A 23658-nucleotide genomic window follows, 5' to 3' on the forward strand; every position below is an offset into this window, starting at 1 on the left:
CGCAATTGGCGGATGGCCTCACGCAAACCCCTCTACCGTGTGAGGCGTGAGCAGCAGCGGCCTCATCTACGCAGTCATCGTCGGGGCCTGGGCCGCCTACTTGGTGCCGATGTGGCTCCGTAGGCAGGACGAGCTGAACGAGGCCCGTCCGACGGAACGCTTCAGCACCGCCATCCGGCTGCTGTCCGGACGGGCGGGCATGGAGCGCCGATACGCCAAGGACCTGCAGGCGCGCTCGCCCGAAGGGGAGGAGCAGCGCAGCGACCCGTCCGTCCCGGACGCGGCCACCGACTCGGTGGACGTCCGGGCCTTCGCCGCGCCTCCGGTCCGCGGCGAGCGCAGGAGCGAGAACCGGGAGGCCCGCCACGAGCGGCACCCCGGATCCGCACCCCGCCCCGAGCCCCGGCCCAGGACCTCGCCCGCCCGGCAGACCCCCGACCGTCAGGTCTCCGCCCGGACCGCCCACGGTGAGCCGACGCACGACCGGCCGAACCGTGACCGGCCCGCCGGCGACCCGCACACGAACGGCAGGTCGGCAACCGGACGCGGCCCCGACCGCCAGCCGTCGGACCGCCAGCCGTCGGACCGCCAGCCGTCGGACCGCCAGCCGTCGGACCGCCAGGCGTCCGACCGTCCGCAGTCCGAGCGCTCCGCGTCCGAGCGGCAGGCCGCCTCGGCCGACGCCGCCGCCCGTGCCCGCCGCTCCAAGGTGCTCGCACGCAGGCGCCGTACGACCGTCATGCTCTTCCTCGCCTTCACGGCCGGCGCGGTCGTCGCCGCCGTCGGTGGGCTCGCGTTCCTGTGGGCGCCCGCGGTGCCCGCCGTGCTGCTCAGCTCGTACATCTTCTATCTGCGGGCCCAGGAGCGACGTCGCTTCGCGTACACGATGGACCGGCGCCAGGCCGAGGTCGCGGCGCAGCGGCTGCGCGAGCGGCAGCCTCGCAGGCGGCAGCCCGCCGCGGGCCGGGCCGCCGCGGAGGAGGCCGAAGAGGGGCCTGCGCCAGAGGTGGCGACCGACCCCGGTCTCGAGGCGCTCGCGGCCGACCGGCGTGCGCTCGTCGAGCAGACCGACCACGCCGAGTGGGTCGACCAGCAGCGCGAGCGCCAGCGCGGCCCCGGTCACGGCGACAGCTGGGATCCGGTCCCGGTGCCCCTGCCGACGTATGTGACCGCCCCGGTCGCCCCGCGCGCCACGGGCAGCGTCGACCTCGGCGCCCCCGACGCGTGGAGCTCGGCCCGCTCCAGCACGGCGGGTGCGGCGCAGCAGGAGCCGGACGGACACACCGGCGAGGAGCCGGGAGCGGCGTCCGGGGACTGCGACGGCGCGGACGAGACGGGGGGCGAGCGCTGTGACGCCCGCCGGGCCGCCTCCGCGCGCCGGTCGCGCGAGCGCGGCCGCACCCCGCTCTTCGACCAGTACGACGACGGCGGCCGTCCCCGCGCGGCCAACGAGTGAGACCCGTTCGGGACCACCCCGGCTGACCAGCCAGGACCGGATTTCCGAGCACCCGGATCGGGATGCTAGAGTTTCACTCGTTGCAAGGGCCTGTGGCGCAGTCTGGTAGCGCACCTCGTTCGCATCGAGGGGGTCTGGGGTTCAAATCCCCACAGGTCCACCGCAATTAAGAGCCCCACCGGATCCGTCCGGTGGGGCTCTTGCCTTGCCTGCTTGCTCCCTCCCCTTGGCACCCTTTCCGCGATGTCGCGCGCGTCACAGTGCCTTGGCGAAGCAGCGGCTCAGTTCCTCGAAGCGGTAGTGGCCGAACTTGGTGCAGGGCGTGTAGCCGCTCGACGCGTAGAGGGCGATGGCCTCCGGCTGCTTGAGGCCCGTCTCCAGGACCATGCGGGAACGGCCGGCTGTGCGGGCGTCGTCCTCCAGGGCTGCGAGTATGCGCCGGGCCAGACCCAGCCCTCGCGCCTCCGGTGTGACGTACATCCTCTTCAGCTCGGCGTCGCCGTCCGAATATCCCTCGTCGTTCTGGTCCTGCGTGCGCCAGCCGCCGGTGGCGAGCGGGGTGCCCCCGTCGTCGTACGCGATCAGGTAGAGGCCGCGCGGGGCGTCGAACATCGTCGGGTCGAGTGGGGTGACATCGCCTTCGTCGCCGTAGCGCTCGGCGTATTCGAGCTGGACGCGGTCGTTCAGCTTGATCGCATCGGGGTGTCCGAAGGAGACGCGCTGGAGGGTGGGTGCCATGGGCTGGATAGTCATGCTGAGTATCGTATCTCTATGCTGACGGATGCGGCTGTTCGTTTTCAGTGTGCCGGTATCGTGCCCTGGTGCTGACTGTGACGAGTGTCAACGTGAACGGGCTGCGGGCCGCCGCCAAGAAGGGCTTCGTGGAGTGGCTGGCCGGGACCTCCGCGGATGTCCTGTGCCTCCAGGAGGTGCGGGCCGAGCCGGCGCAGCTGCCCGAAGAGGTGCGCGAGCCCGAGGGGTGGCACGTCGTGCACGCCCCCGCCGGCGCGAAGGGGCGGGCCGGTGTGTCCCTCTACACGCGCCGCCGGCCGGAGCGCGTGCAGATCGGCTTCGGGTCCGAGGAGTTCGACGGGAGCGGGCGGTACGTGGAGGTGGACCTCCCCGGTGTCGTCGTCGCCAGCCTCTATCTGCCCTCCGGTGAGGTCGGGACCGAGAGGCAGGACGAGAAGATCCGCTTCATGGGCGAGTTCCTGGCCTATCTGAAGGGGCTGCGGGAGCGGGCCGCCGCCGAGGGCCGCGAGGTGCTCGTGTGCGGCGACTGGAACATCGCCCACCGCGAGGCCGACCTCAAGAACTGGAAGTCCAACAAGAAGAACTCCGGCTTCCTCCCCGAGGAGCGCGACTGGCTCGGACAGGTCCTCGACGAGGCCGACGGCGGCTACGTCGACGTGGTGCGCTCCCTGCACCCCGACGAGGAGGGTCCGTACTCGTGGTGGTCGTACCGGGGGCGGGCCTTTGACAACGATTCAGGGTGGAGGATCGACTACCACCTTTCGACGCCCGGGCTCGCCGGACGGGCGGTCAAGGGGTTCGTCGAGCGGGCCGCCACGCATGACGAGCGCTGGTCGGACCACGCGCCGGTGACCGTCGTCTACGAGTAGGCACTTGAGGCGCGAGCAGGCCCTTGGGCCACGAGTGGGCCCGCGTCACAAAGTCCGGCAGAAGGCTGTCCCCGCGCCCGGGTGCCGTGGCAGATTTTGGGCGCGTGCATGGCAAGTCGGCAGGTCGTCCGAGTGATCAACTGTCAACCGTGCGGGGGGACTTCATGTCCGCGCTTCCTTCCAGACGTGGTGTGCTGCTCGGGGCTGCCGGGGCCGGGCTTGCGGCGGTGGTGTCGCCGGGGGTGGCCTACGCGGCGCCCGCGGGGACTCCCGCGGTCATGGTCACCGAGCAGGCGAGCAAGCGGATCCTTGTGCTCGATCCGCAGGTCGCCACCTGGGATCCGGCCGTCGATCCGTCCTGTGTGCGATGGCAGTTCTCGCCGGTCGGTGATCCGCGCTACCGGGATCTCGTGCCGGTCGAGAGCTGGGTGTACCCCGCCGAGGCCAAGGTGCGGGTGCATCGCGGGCGGACGTATCTGCTGACCACGGCGTCGTTCGGGTTCGCGGCCGTCGTCTCGTATCCGACGGGCCGGCGGTACTGGGGTGCGACGCTCGGGCCCGGCGACGATCTCTTCAACCCGCACAGCATCGAGATCCTGCCGGACGGGAACGTGGCCGTCGCGTGCAGTACGGGGGCGCTCGTAAGGCTCTACGCCGCGTCGCTCGGCCCGCACTCGGAGCGGTTTGCCGAGGTGACGCTGAAGGGCGCGCACGGGCTGCACTGGGACGCCCGGAGCGAGGTGCTGTGGGCGCTCGGGGATGACGAGCTGGTCGCGTATCGGGTGGGTGGTAGTCGGGTGCGGCCCGCGCTGACGCGGCTGTCGTCGGTGGGGCTGCCGGTCGCCAAGCCGGGGAAGTCGCCCGGCGGGCACGACCTGTTCCCGGTGGCGGGGCGCCCGGGGCGGCTGTGGGTGACGACGAGCGCTTCCGTGTTCCAGTACGACATCGCGGGCAGGGCCTTCGTGCAGGACTTCGCCGGTGCGGCCGAGATCGCGCGGCCCGGGGTGAAGGCGATCGGCAACGATCCGCGGACCGGGCAGGCGCTCAGCACCGTGCCGGAGAGCGGCCTGGGTGAGACGTGGTGGACCACGAAGGTGAGCGTGCACCGGCCGCCGGCCGCGCACACCCTCGTCAACGGCGGGATCTACAAGGCGCGTTGGTGGTTGCCGAGGTAGGCGGACGGCCGCCTACTCTTCCGGTTTTCTGGCCAGGGTGCGGTCCAGGGCCAGGGACAGTTCCGCCTCGACCACGTTCTTGGCGAGCGGGCGCAGGCGCTGGAGGTCCTGTTCCGATGCGTGGGAGAGGACCAGGTCCGTGAAGAGTTCGGCCAGATCCTCCGCGTGCGCGCGGACGCGTTTGGCGGCCGCGAGAACGTCGGCGAGCGGGACGCCCTCGCGGACCAGGGCGGCCGATACGTCGAGCAGGCGCCGGCTGACGTGCACGATCTCCTCGCCGTCGACGCCGACATAGCCGAGGTCCATCGCGGCTTCGAGGTTGTCCGGGGTGACCTGGCCCGCGAAGTAGTCGGCCAGTTCCTCGGGGGTGAGGCGGACCGGGGTCTCCTCGGACGGTTCGCCGAGGCCGAGCAGTTCGCCGACGTCACGGCCGCGGTCGAAGGCCTCGGAGAGTTCGGCGATGCCGCTGAGGGTGTGGCCGCGTTCCAGGAGGGCGGCGATGGTGCGCAGCCGGGCCAGGTGGCTCTCGTCGTACCAGGCGATGCGGCCCTCGCGGCGCGGGGGCGGGATCAGCTTGCGTTCGCGGTAGAAGCGCAGGGTGCGCACGGTGATGCCGGCCTCCCGCGCGAGCTCCTCCATGCGGAACTCCCGGGTGCCGGGGTCTTTCGCCGTCGCCTTCGCCGCTTCCTTCGCCACGTGAGAACCCTATGTTGTGCCGCCGGTACCCGCGGCGGAGCCGCTGATGTCACATTCGTGGTCCCGACCCCTACCCATCAGTACGCACCTGCTCTACGCTCCCCATTGCGCCAGTGTTCACTGGCAGGGTCGCGCGGCAGGGAGGCGCCGGGATGACTGAGCACGAGCATGAGCACGTACGGGTGGTGGTGATCGGGTCCGGGTTCGGCGGCCTCGGGGCCGCGGTCCGGCTGCGGCGCGAAGGCGTCACCGACTTCGTGGTCCTGGAGCGGGCGGACGCCGTCGGCGGCACCTGGCGCGACAACAGCTACCCGGGGTGCGCGTGCGACGTGCCCTCCCATCTGTACTCCTTCTCCTTCGCGCCCAACCCGGACTGGCCGCGCACCTTCTCCGGCCAGGAGCGCATCCGGGAGTACCTGGAGGGCGTCGCCGACACCTTCCGGCTGCGCCCGCACATCCGCTTCGACCACGAGGTGAAGCAGGCGCGCTGGGACACCGAGAAGCTGTGGTGGGTGGTCGAGACCTCGCAGGGGACGCTCACCGCCGACGTCGTCGTCTCGGCGACCGGCCCGCTGTCCGACCCGAAGATGCCGGACATCAAGGGCCTCGACGCCTTCCCCGGCAAGGTCTTCCACTCGGCGCGCTGGGACCACGACTACGACCTGCGCGGCAAGCGCGTCGCCGTGATCGGCACCGGCGCCTCCGCCATCCAGATCGTGCCGGCCATCCAGCGGGACGTGGCGAAGCTGACGCTGTTCCAGCGCACCCCGCCGTGGGTCATGCCGCGCGCCGACCGCGCCATCACCGGTGCCGAGCGCTGGCTGCACCGCCGGCTGCCGTTCACCACGCAGGCCCGCCGCGGACTGCTGTGGGGCATCCGTGAGCTCCAGGTGCAGGCGTTCACGAAGCGGCCCAACGAGCTGGGCCTCGTCGAGCAGCTGGCCAAGCGCAACATCCACCGGTCCATCAAGGACCCGGCCCTGCGCGCCAAGCTCACGCCGAACTACCGCATCGGCTGCAAGCGCATCCTGCTGTCCAACGCCTACTACCCGGCCCTCGCGCAGCCGAATGTCGATGTCGTGGCCTCCGGGCTCAGCGAGATCCGCGGCTCCACCCTGGTCGCCACCGACGGCAGCGAGGTCGAGGTCGACGCGATCGTCTTCAGCACCGGCTTCCACGTCACGGACATGCCGATCGCCGACCGGGTCGTGGGCGCCGAGGGGCACACGCTCATGGAGTCCTGGAAGGACGGCATGAAGGCGCTGCGCGGCGCGACGGCGGCCGGGTTCCCGAACTTCATGACCGTCATCGGGCCCAACACCGGCCTCGGGAACTCTTCGATGATCCTGATGATCGAGTCCCAGCTGAACTATCTGGCCGACTACGTACGCCAGTTGGACGTGCTCGGCGGCCGCGTCGCGCTCGACCCGCGTGCGTCAGCCGTGAACGCGTGGAACCGCCGCGTGCAGGACCGGATGGAGCGCACGGTGTGGAGCTCCGGCGGCTGCAGCAGCTGGTACCTCGACGAGAGCGGCGTGAACACCACGCTGTGGCCGGGTACGACGACCGAGTTCCGGTCCGCCACGCGCCGGGTCGACCTCGGCGAGTACGAGGTGGTCAGGGCGCCGGCGGCCAAACCGGCGGCGGTACCCGCAGCACGTACGAAGAAGGGCCGGGGCGGCAAGGTGGAGGCGGGAGCGGCATGAGCAGGCTGATGCATGTGGTGAGCGGACCCTACGCGCCGCCGGCGGCCGCGCGTGAGCTGACGGCGGTCTCCGCCGACGGCGCCCGGCTGCACGTCGAGGTGCACGGAGCCGTCGACAATGCCGCGGCGCCCACGGTGGTGCTCGCCCACGGGTGGACGTGCTCGACCGCGTTCTGGGCCGCGCAGATACGTTCCCTTGCCGCCGACCACCGGGTCGTCGCATACGACCAGCGTGGCCATGGGCGCAGTCCGGCGGCGCAGGCCCCGTACTCGACACAGATGCTCGCCGACGACCTGGAGGCCGTGCTCGGCGCGACGCTCGCGCCGGGTGAGAAGGCCGTGCTCGTCGGGCACTCCATGGGCGGCATGACGATGATGGCCGCGTCGCAGCGGGCGAAGTTCCGCGAGCACGCGGCCGCGGTCCTGCTGTGCAGCACGGGCAGTTCGCGCCTGGTGGCCGAGTCGGCCGTGCTGCCGCTGCGGCCCGGGCGGCTGCGGACCCGGATCACGACGGCCGTGCTCGGTGCGCGGGCGCCGCTCGGGCCCGTCACGCCGCTCGGCAAGAAGGTCCTGCGCTACGCGACCATGGGCCCGGGGTCGTCGCCGGACAAGGTCGAGGCCTGCGCCCGCATCGTGCACGCCTGCCCCACCAAGGTGCGCTACCACTGGTCGCACGTCCTCGCCGAGCTCGAACTCGACGAGGGAGTAGCCGAGTTGCGGGTGCCGACGGCGGTCATCGCGGGTACGGCCGACCGCCTCACACCCGTCGTGCACGCACGTCGCCTGGCGGCGACGCTGCCGGAGTGCGTGGGGCTCACCGAACTCACCGGTCTCGGGCACATGACGCCCGTCGAGGCACCCGACCTGGTCACCGAGCGCATCCGCGAACTGGCCGAGTACGTCACGAACGGCGAGACGAACGACGAGTTGAAGGGAGCGGCATCCGCATGAGCAGGGTCAGTCTCGAAGGACAGGTAGCGGTCGTCACGGGTGCCGCGCGCGGCGTGGGCGAGCTGCTCGCGCGCAAGCTGGCGGCGCGCGGCGCCAAAATCGCGCTGGTCGGCCTGGAGCCGGACGAGCTGAAGGCGGTGTCCGAACGCCTCGACACCGACAGCGACTTCTGGCACGCCGATGTCACCGACCATGTGGCGATGGCGCAGGTCGCCGAGGAGGTCAAGCAGCGCTTCGGCAAGGTCGACATCGTCGTCGCGAACGCGGGCGTCGCCAACGGCGGCCCGTTCCTCGACTCCGACCCGGTCGCCTGGCGCCGCGTCATCGAGGTCAACCTGATCGGGTCCGCGGTCACGGCGCGGGCGTTCCTGCCGGTGCTCATGGAGAGCCGCGGGTATCTGCTCCAGATAGCGTCGCTCGCCGCGATCACGCCGGCGCCCATGATGACCGCGTACTGCGCGTCGAAGTCGGGCGTCGAGGCGTACGCGCACAGCCTGCGCGCCGAGGTCGGCTACAAGGGCGTACGGGTCGGGGTCGGGTACCTGTCGTGGACCGACACCGACATGGTGCGCGGCGCCGATCAGGACGACGTGATGCGCGAGCTGCGGCAGCGGCTGCCGTGGCCGTCGAACAAGACGTATCCGCTGGGCCCGGCCGTGGACCGGATCGTCGCGGGCATCGAGCGGCGGTCCTCGCACGTGTACGCGCAGTGGTGGCTGCGGGGCATGCAGGGCATCCGCGGCTATCTGCCCGGGGTCATCGGGGCGGTCGGGCAGCGCGAGATGCGGCGGTTCGAGCCGCGCCTGAAGAGCGTCTCGACGGGGCTCGTCGGGGCGGGGGGCGCCGCGGACGAGTCCGTACGGGGGAGTTGACGCTTCCTGATGCGCTGACCTGCGGTTTTTGGGGTCGGACACGGTCCGTTACTGATCGAAATGCGTGCTCTGTCCGGGCGTGTAACTCTGGTCGAGGCCCGACCCCCTCACCCAAAAACGGGAGTGAAATCGCATGGGCATGAAGGACCAGTTCCAGGACAAGGCAGAGCAGCTCGCCAACCAGGCCAAGAAGCGGTCCGGTCACGGCAGGGACGAGGCGAGCGAGCGCTCGACGCGGACTCAGGACGACCTGCGACGTGAGCGTGGCTCGCAGTCCGAGGACTCCGAGCGGCGGCGCCAGGAAGCGCAGGACAGGATCGATCAGGGCTATGACGCCTGACGCTCCGCTTCGCTGAGCCAGTGGGACGAGGGCCACCCGGGACGCCGGGTGGCCCTCGTTCTTCGGTGTGTGGGCCGGCGCCCGAACGACGTTGCCCGGCGCACGGGCTGTGCCCACCCTCCCCCCGTGGGGTCGGGGTCAGCGCGGCGGCAGTTCGGGGCGGGCGTGGTTCGGCGTGTTCGTGTAGTCCGGGGGAGTCTTCGCCGGGCCGGCGACCAGGAGGTCCAGTGCCAGGTAGACCGCGTCGTCGAGTTGGGCGTGGCGGCCCTCCGCCCAGTCCAGGGGGGTGCGCAGGACCTCGAAGTCCGGTTCCACGCCCTTGTTCTCGATCGACCAGCCGTACTCGGGGAACCAGGCCGCGTTCATAGGGACCGTGATGACCGTCCCGTCGCCGAGTGTGTGGCGGCCCGTCATGCCGACGACGCCGCCCCAGGTGCGCTGGCCCACGACGGGGCCGAGCCCGAGGAGTTTGAACGCCGCGGTGATCATGTCGCCGTCGGACGAGGTCGCCTCGTCGGCCAGGGCGACGACCGGACCGCGCGGGGCGTTCGACGCGTACGAGACGGGCTGGGCGTTGCGGGTCAGGTCCCAGCCGAGGATCTTGCGGGTGAGCTTCTCGATGACGAGCTCGCTGATGTGGCCGCCCGCGTTGCCGCGCACGTCGACGATGAGGGCGGGCCGGGAGACCTCCATGCGCACGTCACGGTTGAACTGCGCCCAGCCGGAGCCGCCCATGTCGGGGATGTGCAGATAGCCGCAATGGCCGCCGCTCAGCTCCCGTACCACCGCGCGGCGCTTGGCCACCCAGTCCTGGTAGCGCAGCGGGCGCTCGTCGATGAGGGGGACGACCGCGACGCGGCGGGGACGGCCATCTCCCTCCGCGGGCCGGAACGTCAGCTCGACCGTCGTGCCGCCCGAGCCCGCGAGCAGGGGAAACGGGCCGGTGACCGGGTCGACCGGACGCCCGTCGACATGCGTGAGGACGGCGCCCTCGCGGATGCCGCTGCCGGCCAGCGGGGAGCGCGCCTTGGAGTCCGACGAGTCGCCGGGCAGGATACGGACGAGCTGCCAGCCCTCGTCGCGGTGCACGAAGTTGGCGCCGAGGAGGCCCTGGGCGCGCTGGTAGTGGGGCGGGCCCTCGTTGCGGCGGGCGGCGGCGACGTAGGCGTGCGAGGTGCAGAGTTCGCCGAGCACCTCGCGCAGCAGGTCGGCGAACTCGTCGGGGGACGCGACCCGTTCGACGAGGGGCCGGTACTGGTCGAGCACCGCGTCCCAGTCGACGTGGCACATCTTCGGTTCCCAGTAGTAGGCGCGGATGATCCGGCCTGCCTCGTCGTACGCCTGGCGCCACTCGGCGGCCGGGTCGACCTCGTGCAGGATGCGGCGCAGGTCGATCCAGACGGTGGTGTCGCTGTCGCCGGCCTCGGTGGAGGGGACGGCCCGCAGGTCGCCCTCGTCGACGACGACGAGGCGGGTGCCGTCGCCGCTGACCGCGAACCAGTCGAGGTGGGTGACGAGTTCGGTCTTCTTGCCCTTGCTGAGGTTGAAGTACTCCAGGGTGGGGCGGCCCGAGGTGTCGGCCGGGTTCACGAACGTCTCGCCGAGCGCGCCGGAGATCGGCCAGCGCAGCCAGACGAGGCCGCCGCCCGAGACCGGGTACAGCGCCGAGTACTTGGAGGCCGAGACGGGGAACGGCACGACGCGGTTCGCGAGGCCCTCGATCTCCACGCTCGGCGTCCCGTCGGCCCCCGAGTCCTCGGTCGGGTCGAGCCCGCCGGCGGCCGTGCGCCCGTGGGGGGACAGGGCGAACGGGGAGGGTGTCGCGGACGACAGCGGCACGAGATACGGGCGGCAGCCGAGCGGGAAGGACAGGTCGCCCGTGTGCACGTCGTAGACCGGGTCGAAGCCGCGCCAGGAGAGGAAGGCGAGATAGCGGCCGTCGCGCGTGAAGACCGGATTCTCGTCCTCGAAACGGCCGTTGGTGACGTCGACGATCGTCCGGTCCTTGATCCGGGCCATCTTGATCTGCCGCAGGGAGCGCCCGATGCCCGGGTGGGACCAGGTGAGCCAGGCGCCGTCAGGCGAGAAGGCCAGGTCGCGCACGGGCCCGTTGATCGACCGGATCAGCTCGATGACCCCGTCCCCGGTCTGTTCCCCTCCCCCTTCTTCTTCCTCCTCGGCCGTGTCGATGAGCAGCAGTCGGCCGTCGTTCGACGCGATGGCGAGGCGCTCGCCGTCCGGGTCGCCGACCATTTCGAGGACCCGTCCGAGCTCCCCGGACGCGAGGCGGCGCGGCTCGCGCTCACCGCTCGCGCGCGGCAGGTACGAGATCTCGATCGCGTCCTCGCCCTCCGCGTCGGTGACGTACGCGACCTGCCCGCCGGAGCCGAGCATCTCGGGCTGCCTGACCCGCACGCCCGGGGTGTCCGCGATCGTCCGGGCGGGGCCGTCGCGGTGGGTGAGCCAGTACAGGCTGCCTCGGACGACGACGGCGCTGGCCCGGCCCGTCTCGTCGACGGAGAGCCCGTCGACGTGATGGGCGGCCGGCACCTGGTAAGGGCGGCGCCCGACGCGCGGGCCGCCGAGGCGTACCTCCAGTTTGCGCGGCACGGAGCCGGCGGAGAGGTCGTCGATGATCCAGAGGTCGCCGGCGCACTGGTAGACGATCCGGGTCCCGTCGCTGGAGGCGTTGCGGGCGTAGAACGCGTCGTGGTCGGAGTGGCGCCGCAGGTCGGAGCCGTCGGGCAGGCAGGAGTACACATTGCCGATGCCCTGGTGGTCGGAGAGGAACGCGATGCGTCCCGCCACGAACATCGGTGCCTCCAGATGCCCGTCCAGGTCGGCGACGAGCTGCTCGCCGTGCAGCCACAGGCGGCCCTGGGCGCCGCCCCGGTACCGCTTCCAGGCGGCCGGCTCGTGCGGGGGAGTGCCGGTCAGGAGCAGGGTCTTGCGCTCGCCGTCGATCTCGGCGACCGCGATGTCGGAGACGGGGCCCCAGGGCAGCCTGCCGCCGGGGGAGCCGTCGGTGGGGACGTCGTAGGCCCAGGTGAAGTACGAGAAGGGCTGGCTGTGCGAGGCCACCGCGAGGATGACGGTCCGTCCGTCCTTGTCGGGCGGTGTCCAGCCGCGGACCTGGGTGTCCGTACTGCCCCAGTAGGTGAGCCGCCGGGCGGGCCCGCCGTCCACCGGCGCAAGATGGATCTCGGGGTCCAGGCTGCGCCAGGTCGTGTACGCGATGTGGCGGCCGTCCGGCGAGAACCGTGGACTGCTCACCTTGGTCCGGTCGACCGTGACCCGCCAGGCCCGGCCCGGCCGGTCGAGCGGGGCGACCCAGAGGTCGTCCTCGGTCTCGAAGCAGAGCCGGTCCTCGTGCAGATGCGGAAACCGCAGGTACGCGTTGTCGCTCACCTACCCATGCTTTTCCGCTCAACGGCCCCCGGCAACTCGTGGTTCGCCCGCTTGCGGGTGCGGCTTGTGGCGCAGGACACGTACGAAACGGTTTCGTTTCGTTAAGCGCGGTCGTACAGTACTTCTGTACGAAACGGTTTCGTACACGCTGTCTGGACCGGAACAGGAGTGACCCATGGCTGAAGCCGCGACGACGCGCCGCAGCCGGATCACGCCCGAGCGCGAGGCCGAGCTGTACGGCGCCGTGCTCGAACTGCTCCGCGAGGTCGGTTACGACGCCCTGACCATGGACGCCGTGGCCGCCCGCACCCGGTCGAGCAAGGCCACGCTCTACCGCCAGTGGGGCAGCAAGGCCGAGCTGGTCGTGAAGGCGCTGCGGCACCAGAAGCCGTCACGCCTGAGCGAGATCGACACCGGGTCGCTGCGGGGCGACTTCCACGCACTGGTCCTCCGTGAGGACGACTGCGAGATGGCCCAGGGGTCCGCGCTGATGCGGGGCCTGGCCATGGCGGTCCACGAGAACCCGGATCTCCTGCGCGCCTTCCGCGAGCTGCTGATCGAACCCGAGATGGAGGAGCTCCGGCATGTGCTGGCGCGCGCCGTCGACCGGGGCGAGATCCGTGCGGACAACCCGGCGCTCGACTACGTCCTCCACATGATCGTCGGTGCCTTCACGGCCCGGACCCTCATCGACGAACAGCCGCCCACCCAGGCCTTCGTCGCCTCCTACATCGACGCCGTGGTCCTCCCCGCTCTCGGCGCCTGACCCCTCTCCGCCCAAGACCCGTCACACCCAAGCTCCTGACGCGACCGCTCACGTCGTCGGGCTGATCCCTCCTGCCCCCATACGACTGACCGGGAGTACGCCCTCGTGGCCACGTTCCTCTACAAACTCGGCAAGCTCGCCTTCCGCCGAAGGCACTTCGTCGCCCTGATCTGGGTGGCGCTGCTCACCCTCGCGGGGGTGGGCGCCGCCTCCGCGCCCACGGCGGCGTCCAGTTCCTTCTCCATCCCGGGGACGGAGGCCCAGAAGGCCTTCGACCTGCTCGACCAGCGCTTCCCGGGCTCCAGCGCCGACGGCGCCACCGCGCGCGTCGTCTTCCAGGCGCCCGACGGCGAGAAGATCACGTCCGCGGCCAACAAGGCCGAGGTCAGCAAGACCGTCGCGGACCTCGGGTCCGGTTCGAAGGAGGTCGCCGCGGCGGCCGACCCGTTCGTCGCGAAGACCGTCAGCAAGGACGGCACGATCGCGTACTCCTCGGTCTCCTACAAGGTCTCCTCGATGGAGCTGACGGACGCCGACCGCGACGCGCTCCAGAAGACCGTCGACGAGGCGCGCGACTCAGGGCTGACCGTCGAGGTCGGCGGTGACGCGCTTCAGGCCATGCCGGAGACCGGCGCCACCGAGATCATCGGTGTGGCGATCGCCGCCGTCGTCCTCGTGATCACCTTCGGCTCGCTCGTCGCGGCAGGGCTTCCGCTGCTCACCGCGCTCATCGGCGTCGGCATCGGCGTCTCGTCGATCACCGCGCTGGCCAACGCGCTCGACCTCGGCACCACCACCTCGACGCTGGCCATGATGATCGGCCTCGCGGTCGGCATCGACTACGCGCTGTTCATCGTCTCCCGCTTCCGCGCCGAGCTGGCCGAGGGCCGCGACCGCGAGGAGGCGGCCGGACGGGCCGTCGGCACCGCCGGATCCGCCGTGGTCTTCGCCGGTCTGACCGTCGTCATCGCCCTCGTCGGGCTCGCCGTCGTCAACATCCCGATGCTGACGAAGATGGGCATCGCCGCCGCCGGCACGGTCGCCATCGCCGTCCTCATCGCGCTCACCCTCATCCCGGCGCTGCTCGGCTACGCCGGCAAGCGGGTCCACGGCCGCAAGGCCCGTAAGGCCCAGGCCGCCGAGAAGAAGCCCGAGCCGAAGACGAACATGGGCACCCGCTGGGCGCGCTTCGTGCTGCGCCGGCCGGTGGCCGTGCTGCTCACCGCGGTGGTCGGGCTCGGCGTGATGGCCGTGCCGGTGTCCTCGCTGGAGCTGGGCCTGCCCGACGACGGGGTCCAGCCCACCGACACCACGCAGCGCAAGGCGTACGACCTGCTCTCCGAGGGCTTCGGGCCCGGCTTCAACGGTCCGCTGGTGGCGGTCGTCGACGTGAAGCACTCGCAGGACCCGAAGGACGCGGTCGCCCGCGTCTCCAAGGACATCGCGGCGACCGACGGCGTCAAGACGGTCACCCCGCCCGCGTTCAACAAGGCCGGTGACACGGCGACGATCACCGTCGTGCCGTCGTTCAAGCCCAGCTCCACGCAGACCGAGGGCGTCGTCCACACGATCCGCGACAAGGGTGCGGACATCAAGGCGGACACCCGCGCAGAGGTCCTGGTCACCGGCACCACGGCCATGAACATCGACGTGTCGCAGAAGCTGAACGACGCGCTCGTGCCGTACCTGGCGCTCGTCGTGGGCCTGGCGTTCCTGCTCCTGATGGTGGTCTTCCGGTCGGTCCTGGTCCCGCTGAAGGCGGCGCTCGGCTTCCTGCTCTCGGTGGTCGCCGCGCTCGGCGCCGTCGTCGCGGTCTACCAGTGGGGCTGGCTCGGCTCGCTGTTCGGCGTGGAGCAGACCGGGCCGATCATGTCGATGATGCCGATCTTCATGGTGGGCGTGGTCTTCGGCCTCGCCATGGACTACGAGGTCTTCCTCGTGACGCGCATGCGGGAGGCGTACGTCCATGGGGAGCGGCCCGCGCAGGCCATCGTCACCGGCTTCCGGCACGGGGCCCGGGTGGTCACGGCGGCGGCCGTCATCATGATCGCCGTCTTCGCGGGCTTCATCGGCTCCAGCGAGCAGATGGTCAAGATGATCGGCTTCGGGCTCGCGATCGCGGTCTTCTTCGACGCGTTCCTGGTGCGCATGACGATCGTGCCGGCCGTCCTCGCGCTGCTCGGCAAGCGGGCGTGGTGGCTGCCGAAGTGGCTCGACCGGATCCTGCCGAACGTGGACGTCGAGGGCGAGGGCCTGAAGACGGTCTCCGGCGACGACTCCGCCCAGGAGGACCGGGAACTGGTCCGCGTGTGACCGGGTCCCAGCCTTGACCGGCAGTTAGACCGGCTCTCAGTGAGCCACCGGGGTGGCGGTCGTGTACGTCCGGCGAAGGAAGCGCACCAGCGCCTTCTTCTCGAACTGCACGACCGCCACCCCTTTCGGCGAGTGGAACTCCATGACGGCCTGGACGCGGCCGCACGGCCAGATGTGGACGTCGCCCACGGTGGTCGGGGCGCGCAGCCCCTGTTCCAGGAGTTCGCGGGTGAAGTACCAGTCACCCTCTTCGGGGACGGTGACGTGGACGCGTCCGTCGTAGCTCAGGACTGCGGGGACAGCCGACGTCTCGTCGGGGGAGTCCGTGACGATGTGGGCGGGTGCGTACTGCTCGACGTCAGACATCGGAGACTCCTCATCGTCTTTTTTGCGTACTGCCATCCAATGTCCCATATAAGCCATATGTCCGGCTATGCGTCCAGGGTTTGATTCGGTCTTAATCGTGCTGTCGGCGCTCTTGCAACCAGTTCGCAACAAGGCACTATCATCGAACGGTCAACCAAGCCTGTCGTGTGCCCCGAAGCGGAGCTTTCACCCATGCATGTCCCCGACGGATTCATCAACGCCCCCGTGTCGGCGGCCGCAGGTGTCGTCGCCGCGGGCGCCGTGGCCGTCAGCCTCCGAGGCGCGCGGCGCGAGCTCGACGAGCGGACGGCCCCCCTCGCGGGCCTCGTCGCCGCGTTCATCTTCGCCGTGCAGATGCTGAACTTCCCCGTCGCGGCGGGCACCAGCGGCCACCTCCTGGGCGGCGCACTGGCCGCGATACTCGTCGGCCCCTATACCGGCGTCCTCTGTGTGTCCGTGGTGCTCCTGATGCAGGGCGTCCTCTTCGCCGACGGCGGCCTGACCGCGCTCGGCGTGAACATCACCGACATGGCGATCACCACGACGGTCGTCGCCTACCTCGTCTTCCGCGGCCTGGTGAAGGTGCTGCCCAGGGGGCGCCGCTCCATCACCGTCGCCTCCTTCGTCGCGGCGCTCCTGTCCGTACCGGCCGCGGCCGTCGTCTTCACCCTGATCTACGCGATCGGCGGCACCACCGACGTCTCGATCGGCAAGGTCGCCACCGCCATGGTCGGCGTGCACGTCCTCATCGGGATCGGCGAGGCCGTCATCACCGCGCTGACCGTCGGCGCGGTCGTCGCCGTCCGCCCCGACCTCGTGTACGGCGCCCGCGGCCTGCACCGGCCGCTCAAGCTCCGCGTCGGCGGCGAACTCGTCGACGCGGCGGACACCGTGCCCGCTCCCGTCGCCGCACGCTCCCACCGCAAGGTCTGGATCACCGGCCTCGTGACCTCCCTCGTCCTCGCCGGCTTCGTCTCCTTCTACGCCTCCGCCAACCCGGACGGCCTGGAGAAGGTCGCCCACGACAAGGGAATCGACACGAAGACCGAGAAGCACGCCTCCGACGGCTCCCCGCTCGCCGGTTACGGCGTCAAGGACGTCGGCGACGCCCGGCTCTCCGGCGGCCTCGCCGGCGTGATCGGCGTCGGCGTCACCGTCGTCGCGGGCAGCGGCATCTTCTGGGTGCTGCGCAGGCGCCGCAACGCGGGCACCTCCCCGAGCGAGATCACGGAGACCGTCTGACATGGGTGCGGGGCACGCGCACAAGCTCTACCGGCACGGGCACTCGCCCGTGCACGGCCTGCCGCCGCACACCAAGCTCGCCGCCGTCTTCTGCTTCGTGATCGTGGTCGTCTCCACGCCCCGCGAGGCGATGTGGGCGTTCGCCCTGTACGCGGTGCTGCTCGCGGCCGTCGCGTACGCGGCCAGAGTCCCGGCCGCCTTCCTCCTCAAGCGGCTCCTCATCGAGATCCCCTTCGTCGCCTTCGCGGTCCTCATGCCGTTCGTGGCGCAGGGCGAGCGCGTCGACGTCCTCGGGATGTCCCTCAGCGTCAACGGCCTGTGGGGCGCCTGGAACGTCCTCGCCAAGGGCACCCTCGGCGTCGCCGCGTCCGTCCTGCTCGCCTCCACGACGGAGCTGCGCGAACTGCTGCTCGGCCTGCAACGGCTCAAGCTGCCGCCGCTCCTCGTCCAGATCGCGTCGTTCATGATCCGCTACGGCGATGTGATCACTGACGAGATGCGCCGCATGAAGATCGCCCGGGAGTCGCGCGGCTTCGAGGCGAGCGGCGTGAAGCACTGGGGCGTCCTCGCCAAGTCCGCGGGCGCCCTCTTCATCCGCTCCTACGAGCGCGGCGAGCGCGTGCATCTGGCCATGGTCAGCCGCGGGTACGCCGGATCGATGCCGGTCATCGACGACGTGAGCGCGTCCCGCACGCAGTGGTCGTACGCCCTCACCCTCCCCTGTGCCGCTCTTGTCGTCTGTCTGCTGGGATGGCTGCTGTGACTGTTTCCCCCGCCTCGCTCTCCCGCTCGTCGGCTTCGCCCGCATCGCTTGAGGTCAGCGGCCTCGCCTACGCCTACCCCGACGGGCACCAGGCCCTCTTCGGCGTCGACCTGACCATCGGCCGCGGTGAGCGCGTCGCCCTGCTCGGGCCCAACGGCGCTGGCAAGACGACCCTCGTGCTGCATCTCAACGGCATCCTCACCGGTGGCGCCGGCACCGTGACCGTCGCCGGTCTGCCCGTCGGCAAGCGGCACATGGCCGAGATCCGGCGCAAGGTCGGCATCGTCTTCCAGGACCCCGACGACCAGCTCTTCATGCCGACCGTCCGAGAGGACGTGGCCTTCGGGCCCGCCGCGGCCGGGGTGAAGGGGCCCGAACTCGAGGCCCGCGTGCACAAGGCCCTGGCCCAGGTCGGTATGGCCGACTTCGCCGACCGGCCGCCGCACCACCTCTCCTTCGGGCAGCGCCGCCGCGTCGCGGTCGCCACCGTCCTCGTCATGGAGCCCGAGATCCTCGTCCTGGACGAGCCCTCGTCGAACCTCGACCCGGCCTCGCGCCGCGAACTCGCCGACATCCTCCGATCGTTGGACGTCACCGTCCTGATGGTCACGCACGACCTGCCGTACGCGCTCGAACTCTGCCCGCGCTCGGTGATCCTCAGCGAGGGCGTGATCGCGGCCGACGGGACGACCGGCGACCTCCTCGCCGACGAGGACCTCATGCGCGCACACCGCCTCGAGCTCCCCTTCGGCTTCGACCCGAAGTCCGTGAAGGTCTGAGCGCCGAGGAATCCTCAGCGATCCATGGCTGTTGCACCCGATGTGAGTGACATGAACGGCACAGTGGCCGCCGGGTTCGAACCGGTCAGGGACGCCTTCGCGCACAACTTCGACGCGCTCGGCGAGCGCGGCGCGGGCGTGGTCGTCTACCGCGACGGACACAAGGTCGTCGACCTGTGGGCCGGCACCCGCGACGTGAGCGGCGGCGCCCCCTGGGAGCGCGGCACAGCCCAGATCATGCGCTCCGCCACGAAGGGCGTGGCCGCCGCCGCGCTGCTCCTCCTGCACCAGCGGGGAGAGCTCGACCTGGACGCGCCGGTCGGCGCCTACTGGCCCGAGTTCAAGGAGCACGGCAAGGAGCACGTCCTCGTCCGTGACGTCCTCGCGCACCGCGCCGGGGTGCCCGCGCTCGACCGCCCGCTGACCCCCGCCGAGGCCGCCGACCCCGACACCGGCGCCGCGGCCGTCGCCGCCCAGGCCCCCGCCTGGGAACCCGGCACGGACCACGGCTACCACGCACAGACCTACAGCTGGCTCACCGGCGAGCTCGTGCGCCGCGTCACCGGCCGCACCGTCGGCGCCTGGATCGCCGAGCACATAGCCGCCCCCGTCGGCGCCGACCTCTGGGTCGGGCTGCCCGACGCCGAGGCGCACCGCGCCGGTCTCATCGGCCCCGTCGAACCCCCGGCAGTGCCCGGCGGCGGCCTGCGCATCCGCCCCAGGAAGAACGTCGCCGACGCGTACTCCGACCCCGGCTCCCTCACCCGCCGCGCCTTCGGCGCCATCGCCCCCGCGCCCGACGAGAACGACCCGGCCTACCGCGCGGCCGGGCTCCCCGCCTCGAACGGCGTCGGCACGGCGGAGGGGCTCGCCCGTTTCTACGCGTCCCTGATCGGCGAAGTCGACGGCGGTACCCGCCTGTTCACGCCGGACACGGCTCAGGCGGCCCGCACGGAGGCGTCCGAGGGAGCCGACCGGGTCCTCGTCGTCCCGACCCGCTTCGGACTCGGCTACATGCTCCACGGGGTCGCCTCCCCCCTCCTCGGCCCCGGCTCCTTCGGCCACCCCGGACGGGGCGGCCCGCTCGGCTTCGCGGACCCCGAGTCCGGGATCGCCTTCGGGTACGTCACGAACGGCATGCAGAAGGGCGTCACCGCCGACCCGCGCGCCCAGGCGCTGGTGCGGGCCGTGCGCGCCTCGCTCGCCGGATAACCGCCGTGTGCCCCGGCCGCGCGCCGGGTAGCGTCGGCCCATGAGGCGCTTCGAGGGGTACGGGGTCATGATCACCGGTGCGGCGCGCGGCATCGGCGCCGCCACCGCGCACAGGTTCGCCGCCGAGGGGGCGCAGGTCGCCGTCACCGATGTGGATGCGCAGGCAGCGGAGAAGACGGCCGCCGGAATCCGTGAACAGGGCGGCGTGGCAAGGGCGTTCACCTGCGACGTCGGGTCACGTGAATCGGTGGAGGCGGCGGTCGCGGCCGCCGTGGAGGAGTTCGGCCGCCTCGACGTGCTCGTCAACAACGCCTACGCGTGCGCCCCGGACGCCGCCCGCTTCGAGGACGAGCCGGACGACGTGTGGACCCGCGACCTCGACATCACGCTGACCGGCGCGTACCGCTGCTGCCGTGCCGCGCTGCCCCATCTGGTGGCGTCGGGCCGCGGCGCGATCGTGAGCATAGGATCCGTCAACGGCCTTCAGGACTACGGCAATCACGCGTACAGCGCCGCGAAGGCGGGGCTCGGCTCCCTCACCCGCACTCTCGCCGGGCACGCGGGCCCGCGCGGCGTCCGCGTCAACCTCGTCGCGCCGGGCACGGTGCGCACCCCCGCCTGGTCGGGCCGGGGTGCCGCCCTGGACGCCGTCAGCGGCCTCTACCCGCTGGGGCGGGTCGGTGAGCCGGAGGACATCGCGGCGGCCGTCACGTTCCTCGCCTCGCCGGACGCGGCATGGATCACCGGGGTCACACTCCCGGTCGACGGCGGCCTGACCTCGGCGAACCTGGGATTCCGCACCCAGCTCACGTAACGCCCCGCTCAGCCGGCGGTGTGCAGCATCAGCCCGATCCCCGCCACCATCAGCCCCGCCGCCACCATTCGCGGCGTACCGAACCGTTCCTTGAAGAACACCGTCCCGATCGCCGCGCCCACGATGATCGACGACTCGCGCAGCGCCGAGATCGGGGCGAGGTCCGCCCGCGTCTGCGCCCACAGGACGAGCCCGTACGCGGATACGGACAGCGCCGCGCCGAGCAGCCCGACCACCGCGAACGGCCGCAGGCGCGCGGTCAGTTCGCCGCGCCACGTCCAGGCCGCGTACACCGGGACGCCGAGGCAGCCGAGCATCATCAGCCACGCGATGTAGCCGAGCGAGTTCCCGGAGGCCCGCACACCGAGGCCGTCCACCACCGTGTACGCGGCGATGGACACGCCCGTCGCGACGGCCGCCCCCACGGCCGCCCAGTCGGGCCTGCGCCCCGAGCCCCGTATGCCCCACAGGGCGAGCCCGGTCAGGCCCGCGCACGAGACCGCGACGCCCGCCGCCTGCCAGCCGTCGGGGATCTCGCCCGCGAACACCGCGGCGAGCACGGTCACCACGAGTGGTGCCGTGCCGCGCGCGATCGGGTACGCCTGGCCGAAGTCGCCGAGCCTGAACGACCGCATGAGCAGGGCGTAGTAGGCGACGTGGAGGAGCGCGGAGCCGATCAGATACGGCCAGGCCGCGGCGTGCGGGAACGGCACGAAGGGCGCGCACGCGAGCCCGATGAGCGCGCCGCCGCCCGAGATCAGCGTGAAGCCGACCAGCTTGTCGGTGATGTGGTGGGCGATCGCGTTCCAGCTCGCGTGCGTGACGGCCGCGAGAAGCACGGCCGCCGCGACGAGTGGGGTCACTGAGCGCTCTCGCGCACGTCGACGAGGTTCGCGCCGGCGTGTGCGATCAGCGACTTGGGGTCCATGGGGAACACGGCGTACGGGGTGCCGGCGGCGGCCCACACGGTGTCGTGGTCCAGGAGCGAGCGGTCGGCGAGGACCCGGGTCCTGGTGAGGTGTCCGAAGGGCGGGATGCCGCCGATCGCGTATCCGGTCGTCGCGCGCACGACGTCCGCCTTGGCGCGGGTGACCTTCTCGGCGCCCAGCTCGCGCCGGACCAGCTCCACGTCCACCCGCGACGCACCGTCCATCAGGACAAGCACCGGCACCCCGTCCGCCGCGAAGATCAGCGACTTGCAGATCTGGCTGAGTTCGCAGTCGATCGCGGCCGCCGCCTCCTGCGCGGTCCTGGTCGCCTCCGGGAAGCGGCGGACGAGCGGGAGTACGTCGGCCAGGCCCAGCTCGGCGAGGGCTTCGGCGAAACGGGGGTGCGCGGCGGATGCAGCGGGTTCCGGGGTGCTCATAGCCGCACCGTAGCGCTCCGTGTACCCGCCACGCGACCAGGTATCGGCCCCGCTGCCAGCCTCCGCCGTCAGTCCCCCGCCAGCAGCATCTGCCGCACCACGGGACCCGCCGAGTCACCGCCGTGGCCGCCCTGCTGGACGACCGCCGCCGAGGCCAGGTCGCCGCGCCAGGCCGTGAACCAGCCGTTCGGCTCCTTCTGCCCGTCGACCTCCGCCGAGCCGGTCTTCGCGCCCATGTCGGTGCCGAGACCCGACATCGGCTCGACCGCCGTACCGGCGACCGCCGTGTAGTGCAGCAGGTCGCGCAGGGCGCCCACGGTCGACGGGGACAGCTTGCGGGACGCCGTGGCGAGCGTGCGGTGGTCGAATTCGGGCGAGACGAGGTAGGGCTGCTTGAACTCGCCCGTCTTGGCGGTGGCGACGACCGACGCCATGTTGAGCGGGTTCATCCGCACCCCGCCCTGCCCGATCAGCGAGGCCGCCATCTGCGCCTGCGACTGCACCGGGACCGCGCCGTCGAAGCTGGGCACGCCGATCGACCAGTTGTCGCGGCCGAGCCCGAAGACCTCCTGCGCCTGCTTCGTCAGGTCGCCGTCCTCCAGCTCCTTGGCCTGGCTGATGAAGGCGGTGTTGCACGAGCGCGCGAAGCTGGCCCGGAACGTGCCGTCCTTGATCTCGAACTTGTCGTCGTTCTGGAACTTCCAGCCGCCGTACGTCACGTACTTGGGGCACGGGTGCTTCTTGTCGACGCCCGCGAGGTTCTTCTCCAGGAGCATCGACGACGTCACGATCTTCATCGTGGAGCCGGGCGCGAGGGAGCCCTGGAAGGCCGTGTTGAAGCCTTCGGGGCGGGAGTTGGCGACCGCGAGGATCTCCCCGGTCGACGGCTTGATGGTGACCACCGCGGCCTTCTCCCGCTTGGCGACCTCGCGTTCGGCGACGGCCTGCGACGTCGGGCTGATCGTCGTACGCAGCGTGCCGGGCGTGCCCTTGGAGAGCGTGACGAGCGTCTTGTCGGGCGTGTGCTCGCTCTCCTTGCCGCTGTCCTTGTGGACGACGCGCAGCTCGATGCCCGCCGTGCCGCCGGCCTTCTTGCCGTACTTCTCGCGCAGCCCGTCGATGACGGTGCCGAGCGAGGGGTACTTGGCCGTGGTCAGCTCGTTCCCGGAGCGGTCCGTCGCCTTGATCGGCGGGTCACCGGCCGCACCCGTGACGAGCCGGTCACCGTCCTTGAGGTCCGGGTGCACGACGGACGCCTGCCACCCGACGAGCGGCTTGCCGTCCTTCACCCGCCGCACGACGGTCAGTTCGGAGCCGTACGCGAACGGCTTCGACTTTCCCCCGTACGAGAGCGTCGCCGACACCGCGAACGGCATCTTCGCCCCGGCACGCTTCCCGGGCACCAGCTTCACCCCGGACAGATGGGCGTCCTTGCCGTACGAGGTGAGGGCGGCCGTCGCCGCGGTGGCGTCGTCCGTGGCGGCCGCCGCCTTCGCGGTGTCGCCCGCGGCCCACGCGGTCAGGAACCGGTCGGCCGCGGTGCGGACCTCGGCCGCGGTGACGGGACCCGTCTTGACGTGGGGCTTGTCGTCGGCCGCGGCCGTCCGGTCCGAGTCGCTGCTGAAGAGGGCGTAGGCGCTGACTCCGGCGCCGAGCACCACGACGGCGACCACGCCGCCGATCACGGCCGCGGTCGCCTTCTTGCGCTCGGGTTGCCTGCCTCTGCTGCCCACCGGTCCTCCGTCGTTGCCTGTCTGCCCGGTCCACTGGGTTCCTCGCGGACGGCTCAGACTAAGGCGTCTTGATAAGTGC

At 71.5% G+C, this 23658-nt stretch carries 21 protein-coding genes and 1 tRNA gene; 15 read left to right on the forward strand and 7 right to left on the reverse strand.

The window, feature by feature from the left end; genetic code table 11:
* Nucleotides 1-46 precede the first annotated feature (46 nt).
* Together sepX and CG723_RS27145 are read left to right on the forward strand one after the other, a co-directional pair.
* The gene (gene sepX, locus CG723_RS27140; protein WP_100596118.1) at nucleotides 47-1456 is read left to right on the forward strand and encodes a divisome protein SepX/GlpR; all 1410 of its coding nucleotides are present in this window, start codon (nucleotides 47-49) and stop codon (nucleotides 1454-1456) included.
* Between the two features lie 86 nt (nucleotides 1457-1542).
* Nucleotides 1543-1616, forward strand: a tRNA-Ala gene (locus CG723_RS27145).
* Nucleotides 1617-1711: 95 nt separating this feature from the next.
* Here CG723_RS27145 and CG723_RS27150 read toward each other — a convergent pair.
* Nucleotides 1712-2209 carry a GNAT family N-acetyltransferase gene (locus tag CG723_RS27150; protein WP_100596119.1) on the reverse strand — a complete coding sequence of 166 codons (498 nt, stop codon included), beginning with the start codon at nucleotides 2207-2209 and terminating at the stop codon, nucleotides 1712-1714.
* Between the two features lie 47 nt (nucleotides 2210-2256).
* Between CG723_RS27150 and CG723_RS27155 the strand changes: the two genes are divergently transcribed.
* Together CG723_RS27155 and CG723_RS27160 are read left to right on the forward strand one after the other, a co-directional pair.
* Nucleotides 2257-3078, forward strand: a complete 822-nt coding sequence (locus CG723_RS27155) for an exodeoxyribonuclease III (RefSeq protein ID WP_100596120.1) — start codon at nucleotides 2257-2259, stop codon at nucleotides 3076-3078.
* Between the two features lie 164 nt (nucleotides 3079-3242).
* Nucleotides 3243-4253, forward strand: a complete 1011-nt coding sequence (locus tag CG723_RS27160; RefSeq protein WP_100596121.1) for a DUF6528 family protein — start codon at nucleotides 3243-3245, stop codon at nucleotides 4251-4253.
* A gap of 12 nt (nucleotides 4254-4265) precedes the next feature.
* Here the strand turns inward: CG723_RS27160 and CG723_RS27165 are convergent, their stop codons facing one another.
* A complete protein-coding gene (locus CG723_RS27165; RefSeq protein WP_100596187.1) occupies nucleotides 4266-4892 on the reverse strand; it encodes a MerR family transcriptional regulator in 627 nt (208 codons plus the stop codon).
* A 209-nt stretch (nucleotides 4893-5101) separates the two neighbouring features.
* Here CG723_RS27165 and CG723_RS27170 point away from each other — a divergent pair, with 209 nt between their 5' ends.
* The 4 genes from CG723_RS27170 (at nucleotide 5102) to CG723_RS27185 (ending at nucleotide 8817) form a co-directional block, all read left to right on the forward strand.
* Nucleotides 5102-6655, forward strand: coding sequence for a flavin-containing monooxygenase (locus CG723_RS27170; protein WP_100596122.1), 1554 nt, complete (start codon nucleotides 5102-5104; stop codon nucleotides 6653-6655).
* A complete protein-coding gene (locus CG723_RS27175) occupies nucleotides 6652-7605 on the forward strand; it encodes an alpha/beta fold hydrolase (protein ID WP_100596123.1) in 954 nt (317 codons plus the stop codon). Before CG723_RS27170 ends, CG723_RS27175 begins: the two co-directional genes overlap by 4 nt.
* Nucleotides 7602-8477, forward strand: coding sequence for an SDR family oxidoreductase (locus tag CG723_RS27180; protein ID WP_100596124.1), 876 nt, complete (start codon nucleotides 7602-7604; stop codon nucleotides 8475-8477). The genes CG723_RS27175 and CG723_RS27180 overlap by 4 nt, the downstream gene beginning before the upstream one ends.
* Nucleotides 8478-8610: 133 nt before the next feature.
* Nucleotides 8611-8817 carry a hypothetical protein gene (locus CG723_RS27185; protein ID WP_100596125.1) on the forward strand — a complete coding sequence of 69 codons (207 nt, stop codon included), beginning with the start codon at nucleotides 8611-8613 and terminating at the stop codon, nucleotides 8815-8817.
* A gap of 138 nt (nucleotides 8818-8955) precedes the next feature.
* Here CG723_RS27185 and CG723_RS27190 read toward each other — a convergent pair whose 3' ends face one another.
* Nucleotides 8956-12225: a S41 family peptidase gene (locus CG723_RS27190; protein WP_100596126.1), complete on the reverse strand. Its 3270-nt coding sequence runs from the start codon at nucleotides 12223-12225 to the stop codon at nucleotides 8956-8958.
* Between the two features lie 175 nt (nucleotides 12226-12400).
* On the opposite strand from CG723_RS27190, the gene CG723_RS27195 reads away from it, so the two are divergent.
* Both CG723_RS27195 and CG723_RS27200 read left to right on the forward strand, forming a co-directional pair.
* Nucleotides 12401-12991: a TetR/AcrR family transcriptional regulator gene (locus tag CG723_RS27195; protein ID WP_100596127.1), complete on the forward strand. Its 591-nt coding sequence runs from the start codon at nucleotides 12401-12403 to the stop codon at nucleotides 12989-12991.
* A 105-nt stretch (nucleotides 12992-13096) separates the two neighbouring features.
* Nucleotides 13097-15304 (forward strand): MMPL family transporter, encoded by a 2208-nt coding sequence (locus CG723_RS27200; protein ID WP_100596128.1) that lies wholly within the window; start codon nucleotides 13097-13099, stop codon nucleotides 15302-15304.
* Nucleotides 15305-15340: 36 nt separating this feature from the next.
* On the opposite strand, the gene CG723_RS27205 is transcribed toward CG723_RS27200, so the two are convergent.
* Nucleotides 15341-15670: an SsgA family sporulation/cell division regulator gene (locus CG723_RS27205; protein ID WP_100596129.1), complete on the reverse strand. Its 330-nt coding sequence runs from the start codon at nucleotides 15668-15670 to the stop codon at nucleotides 15341-15343.
* A gap of 192 nt (nucleotides 15671-15862) precedes the next feature.
* Here CG723_RS27205 and CG723_RS27210 point away from each other — a divergent pair, with 192 nt between their 5' ends.
* From CG723_RS27210 to CG723_RS27230, 5 genes are read left to right on the forward strand one after another with little or no spacing between them, the layout of a single operon-like run.
* Nucleotides 15863-16912: an energy-coupling factor ABC transporter permease gene (locus CG723_RS27210; RefSeq protein WP_100596130.1), complete on the forward strand. Its 1050-nt coding sequence runs from the start codon at nucleotides 15863-15865 to the stop codon at nucleotides 16910-16912.
* 1 nt (nucleotide 16913) lies between these two features.
* Entirely contained in the window at nucleotides 16914-17675 is a 762-nt protein-coding gene (cbiQ, locus tag CG723_RS27215) for a cobalt ECF transporter T component CbiQ (RefSeq protein WP_100596131.1), read from the forward strand.
* Entirely contained in the window at nucleotides 17663-18454 is a 792-nt protein-coding gene (locus CG723_RS27220; protein ID WP_100596132.1) for an energy-coupling factor ABC transporter ATP-binding protein, read from the forward strand. Before cbiQ ends, CG723_RS27220 begins: the two co-directional genes overlap by 13 nt.
* A gap of 51 nt (nucleotides 18455-18505) precedes the next feature.
* Nucleotides 18506-19666, forward strand: coding sequence for a serine hydrolase domain-containing protein (locus tag CG723_RS27225; RefSeq protein ID WP_100596188.1), 1161 nt, complete (start codon nucleotides 18506-18508; stop codon nucleotides 19664-19666).
* 40 nt (nucleotides 19667-19706) lie between these two features.
* On the forward strand, nucleotides 19707-20480 hold the full coding sequence (locus tag CG723_RS27230; RefSeq protein ID WP_100596133.1) for an SDR family NAD(P)-dependent oxidoreductase: 774 nt from the start codon (nucleotides 19707-19709) through the stop codon (nucleotides 20478-20480).
* Between the two features lie 8 nt (nucleotides 20481-20488).
* Here the strand turns inward: CG723_RS27230 and CG723_RS27235 are convergent, their stop codons facing one another.
* The 3 genes from CG723_RS27235 to CG723_RS27245 form a co-directional block, all read right to left on the reverse strand.
* Entirely contained in the window at nucleotides 20489-21343 is an 855-nt protein-coding gene (locus CG723_RS27235; protein ID WP_100596134.1) for a DMT family transporter, read from the reverse strand.
* The gene (locus CG723_RS27240; protein WP_100596135.1) at nucleotides 21340-21846 is read right to left on the reverse strand and encodes a YbaK/EbsC family protein; all 507 of its coding nucleotides are present in this window, start codon (nucleotides 21844-21846) and stop codon (nucleotides 21340-21342) included. The genes CG723_RS27235 and CG723_RS27240 overlap by 4 nt, the downstream gene beginning before the upstream one ends.
* 68 nt (nucleotides 21847-21914) lie before the next feature.
* On the reverse strand, nucleotides 21915-23579 hold the full coding sequence (locus CG723_RS27245; protein ID WP_100596136.1) for a penicillin-binding transpeptidase domain-containing protein: 1665 nt from the start codon (nucleotides 23577-23579) through the stop codon (nucleotides 21915-21917).
* Nucleotides 23580-23658 lie beyond the last annotated feature (79 nt).

It is taken from the genome of Streptomyces sp. CB01635, assembly GCF_002803065.1.
Classification (GTDB): Bacteria; Actinomycetota; Actinomycetes; order Streptomycetales; family Streptomycetaceae; genus Streptomyces.

Bases quoted from the DNA above. Each gene is read 5' to 3' on its own strand.
- CG723_RS27150 (WP_100596119.1), bottom strand. From the start codon at position 2,209: ATGACTATCCAGCCCATGGCACCCACCCTCCAGCGCGTCTCCTTCGGA.
- CG723_RS27160 (WP_100596121.1), top strand. From the start codon at position 3,243: ATGTCCGCGCTTCCTTCCAGACGTGGTGTGCTGCTCGGGGCTGCCGGG.
- CG723_RS27165 (WP_100596187.1), bottom strand. From the start codon at position 4,892: ATGGAGGAGCTCGCGCGGGAGGCCGGCATCACCGTGCGCACCCTGCGC.
- CG723_RS27170 (WP_100596122.1), top strand. From the start codon at position 5,102: ATGACTGAGCACGAGCATGAGCACGTACGGGTGGTGGTGATCGGGTCC.
- CG723_RS27175 (WP_100596123.1), top strand. From the start codon at position 6,652: ATGAGCAGGCTGATGCATGTGGTGAGCGGACCCTACGCGCCGCCGGCG.
- CG723_RS27180 (WP_100596124.1), top strand. From the start codon at position 7,602: ATGAGCAGGGTCAGTCTCGAAGGACAGGTAGCGGTCGTCACGGGTGCC.
- CG723_RS27185 (WP_100596125.1), top strand. From the start codon at position 8,611: ATGGGCATGAAGGACCAGTTCCAGGACAAGGCAGAGCAGCTCGCCAAC.
- CG723_RS27195 (WP_100596127.1), top strand. From the start codon at position 12,401: ATGGCTGAAGCCGCGACGACGCGCCGCAGCCGGATCACGCCCGAGCGC.
- CG723_RS27205 (WP_100596129.1), bottom strand. From the start codon at position 15,670: ATGTCTGACGTCGAGCAGTACGCACCCGCCCACATCGTCACGGACTCC.
- CG723_RS27210 (WP_100596130.1), top strand. From the start codon at position 15,863: ATGCATGTCCCCGACGGATTCATCAACGCCCCCGTGTCGGCGGCCGCA.
- cbiQ (WP_100596131.1), top strand. From the start codon at position 16,914: ATGGGTGCGGGGCACGCGCACAAGCTCTACCGGCACGGGCACTCGCCC.
- CG723_RS27220 (WP_100596132.1), top strand. From the start codon at position 17,663: ATGGCTGCTGTGACTGTTTCCCCCGCCTCGCTCTCCCGCTCGTCGGCT.
- CG723_RS27225 (WP_100596188.1), top strand. From the start codon at position 18,506: ATGAACGGCACAGTGGCCGCCGGGTTCGAACCGGTCAGGGACGCCTTC.
- CG723_RS27230 (WP_100596133.1), top strand. From the start codon at position 19,707: ATGAGGCGCTTCGAGGGGTACGGGGTCATGATCACCGGTGCGGCGCGC.
- CG723_RS27240 (WP_100596135.1), bottom strand. From the start codon at position 21,846: ATGAGCACCCCGGAACCCGCTGCATCCGCCGCGCACCCCCGTTTCGCC.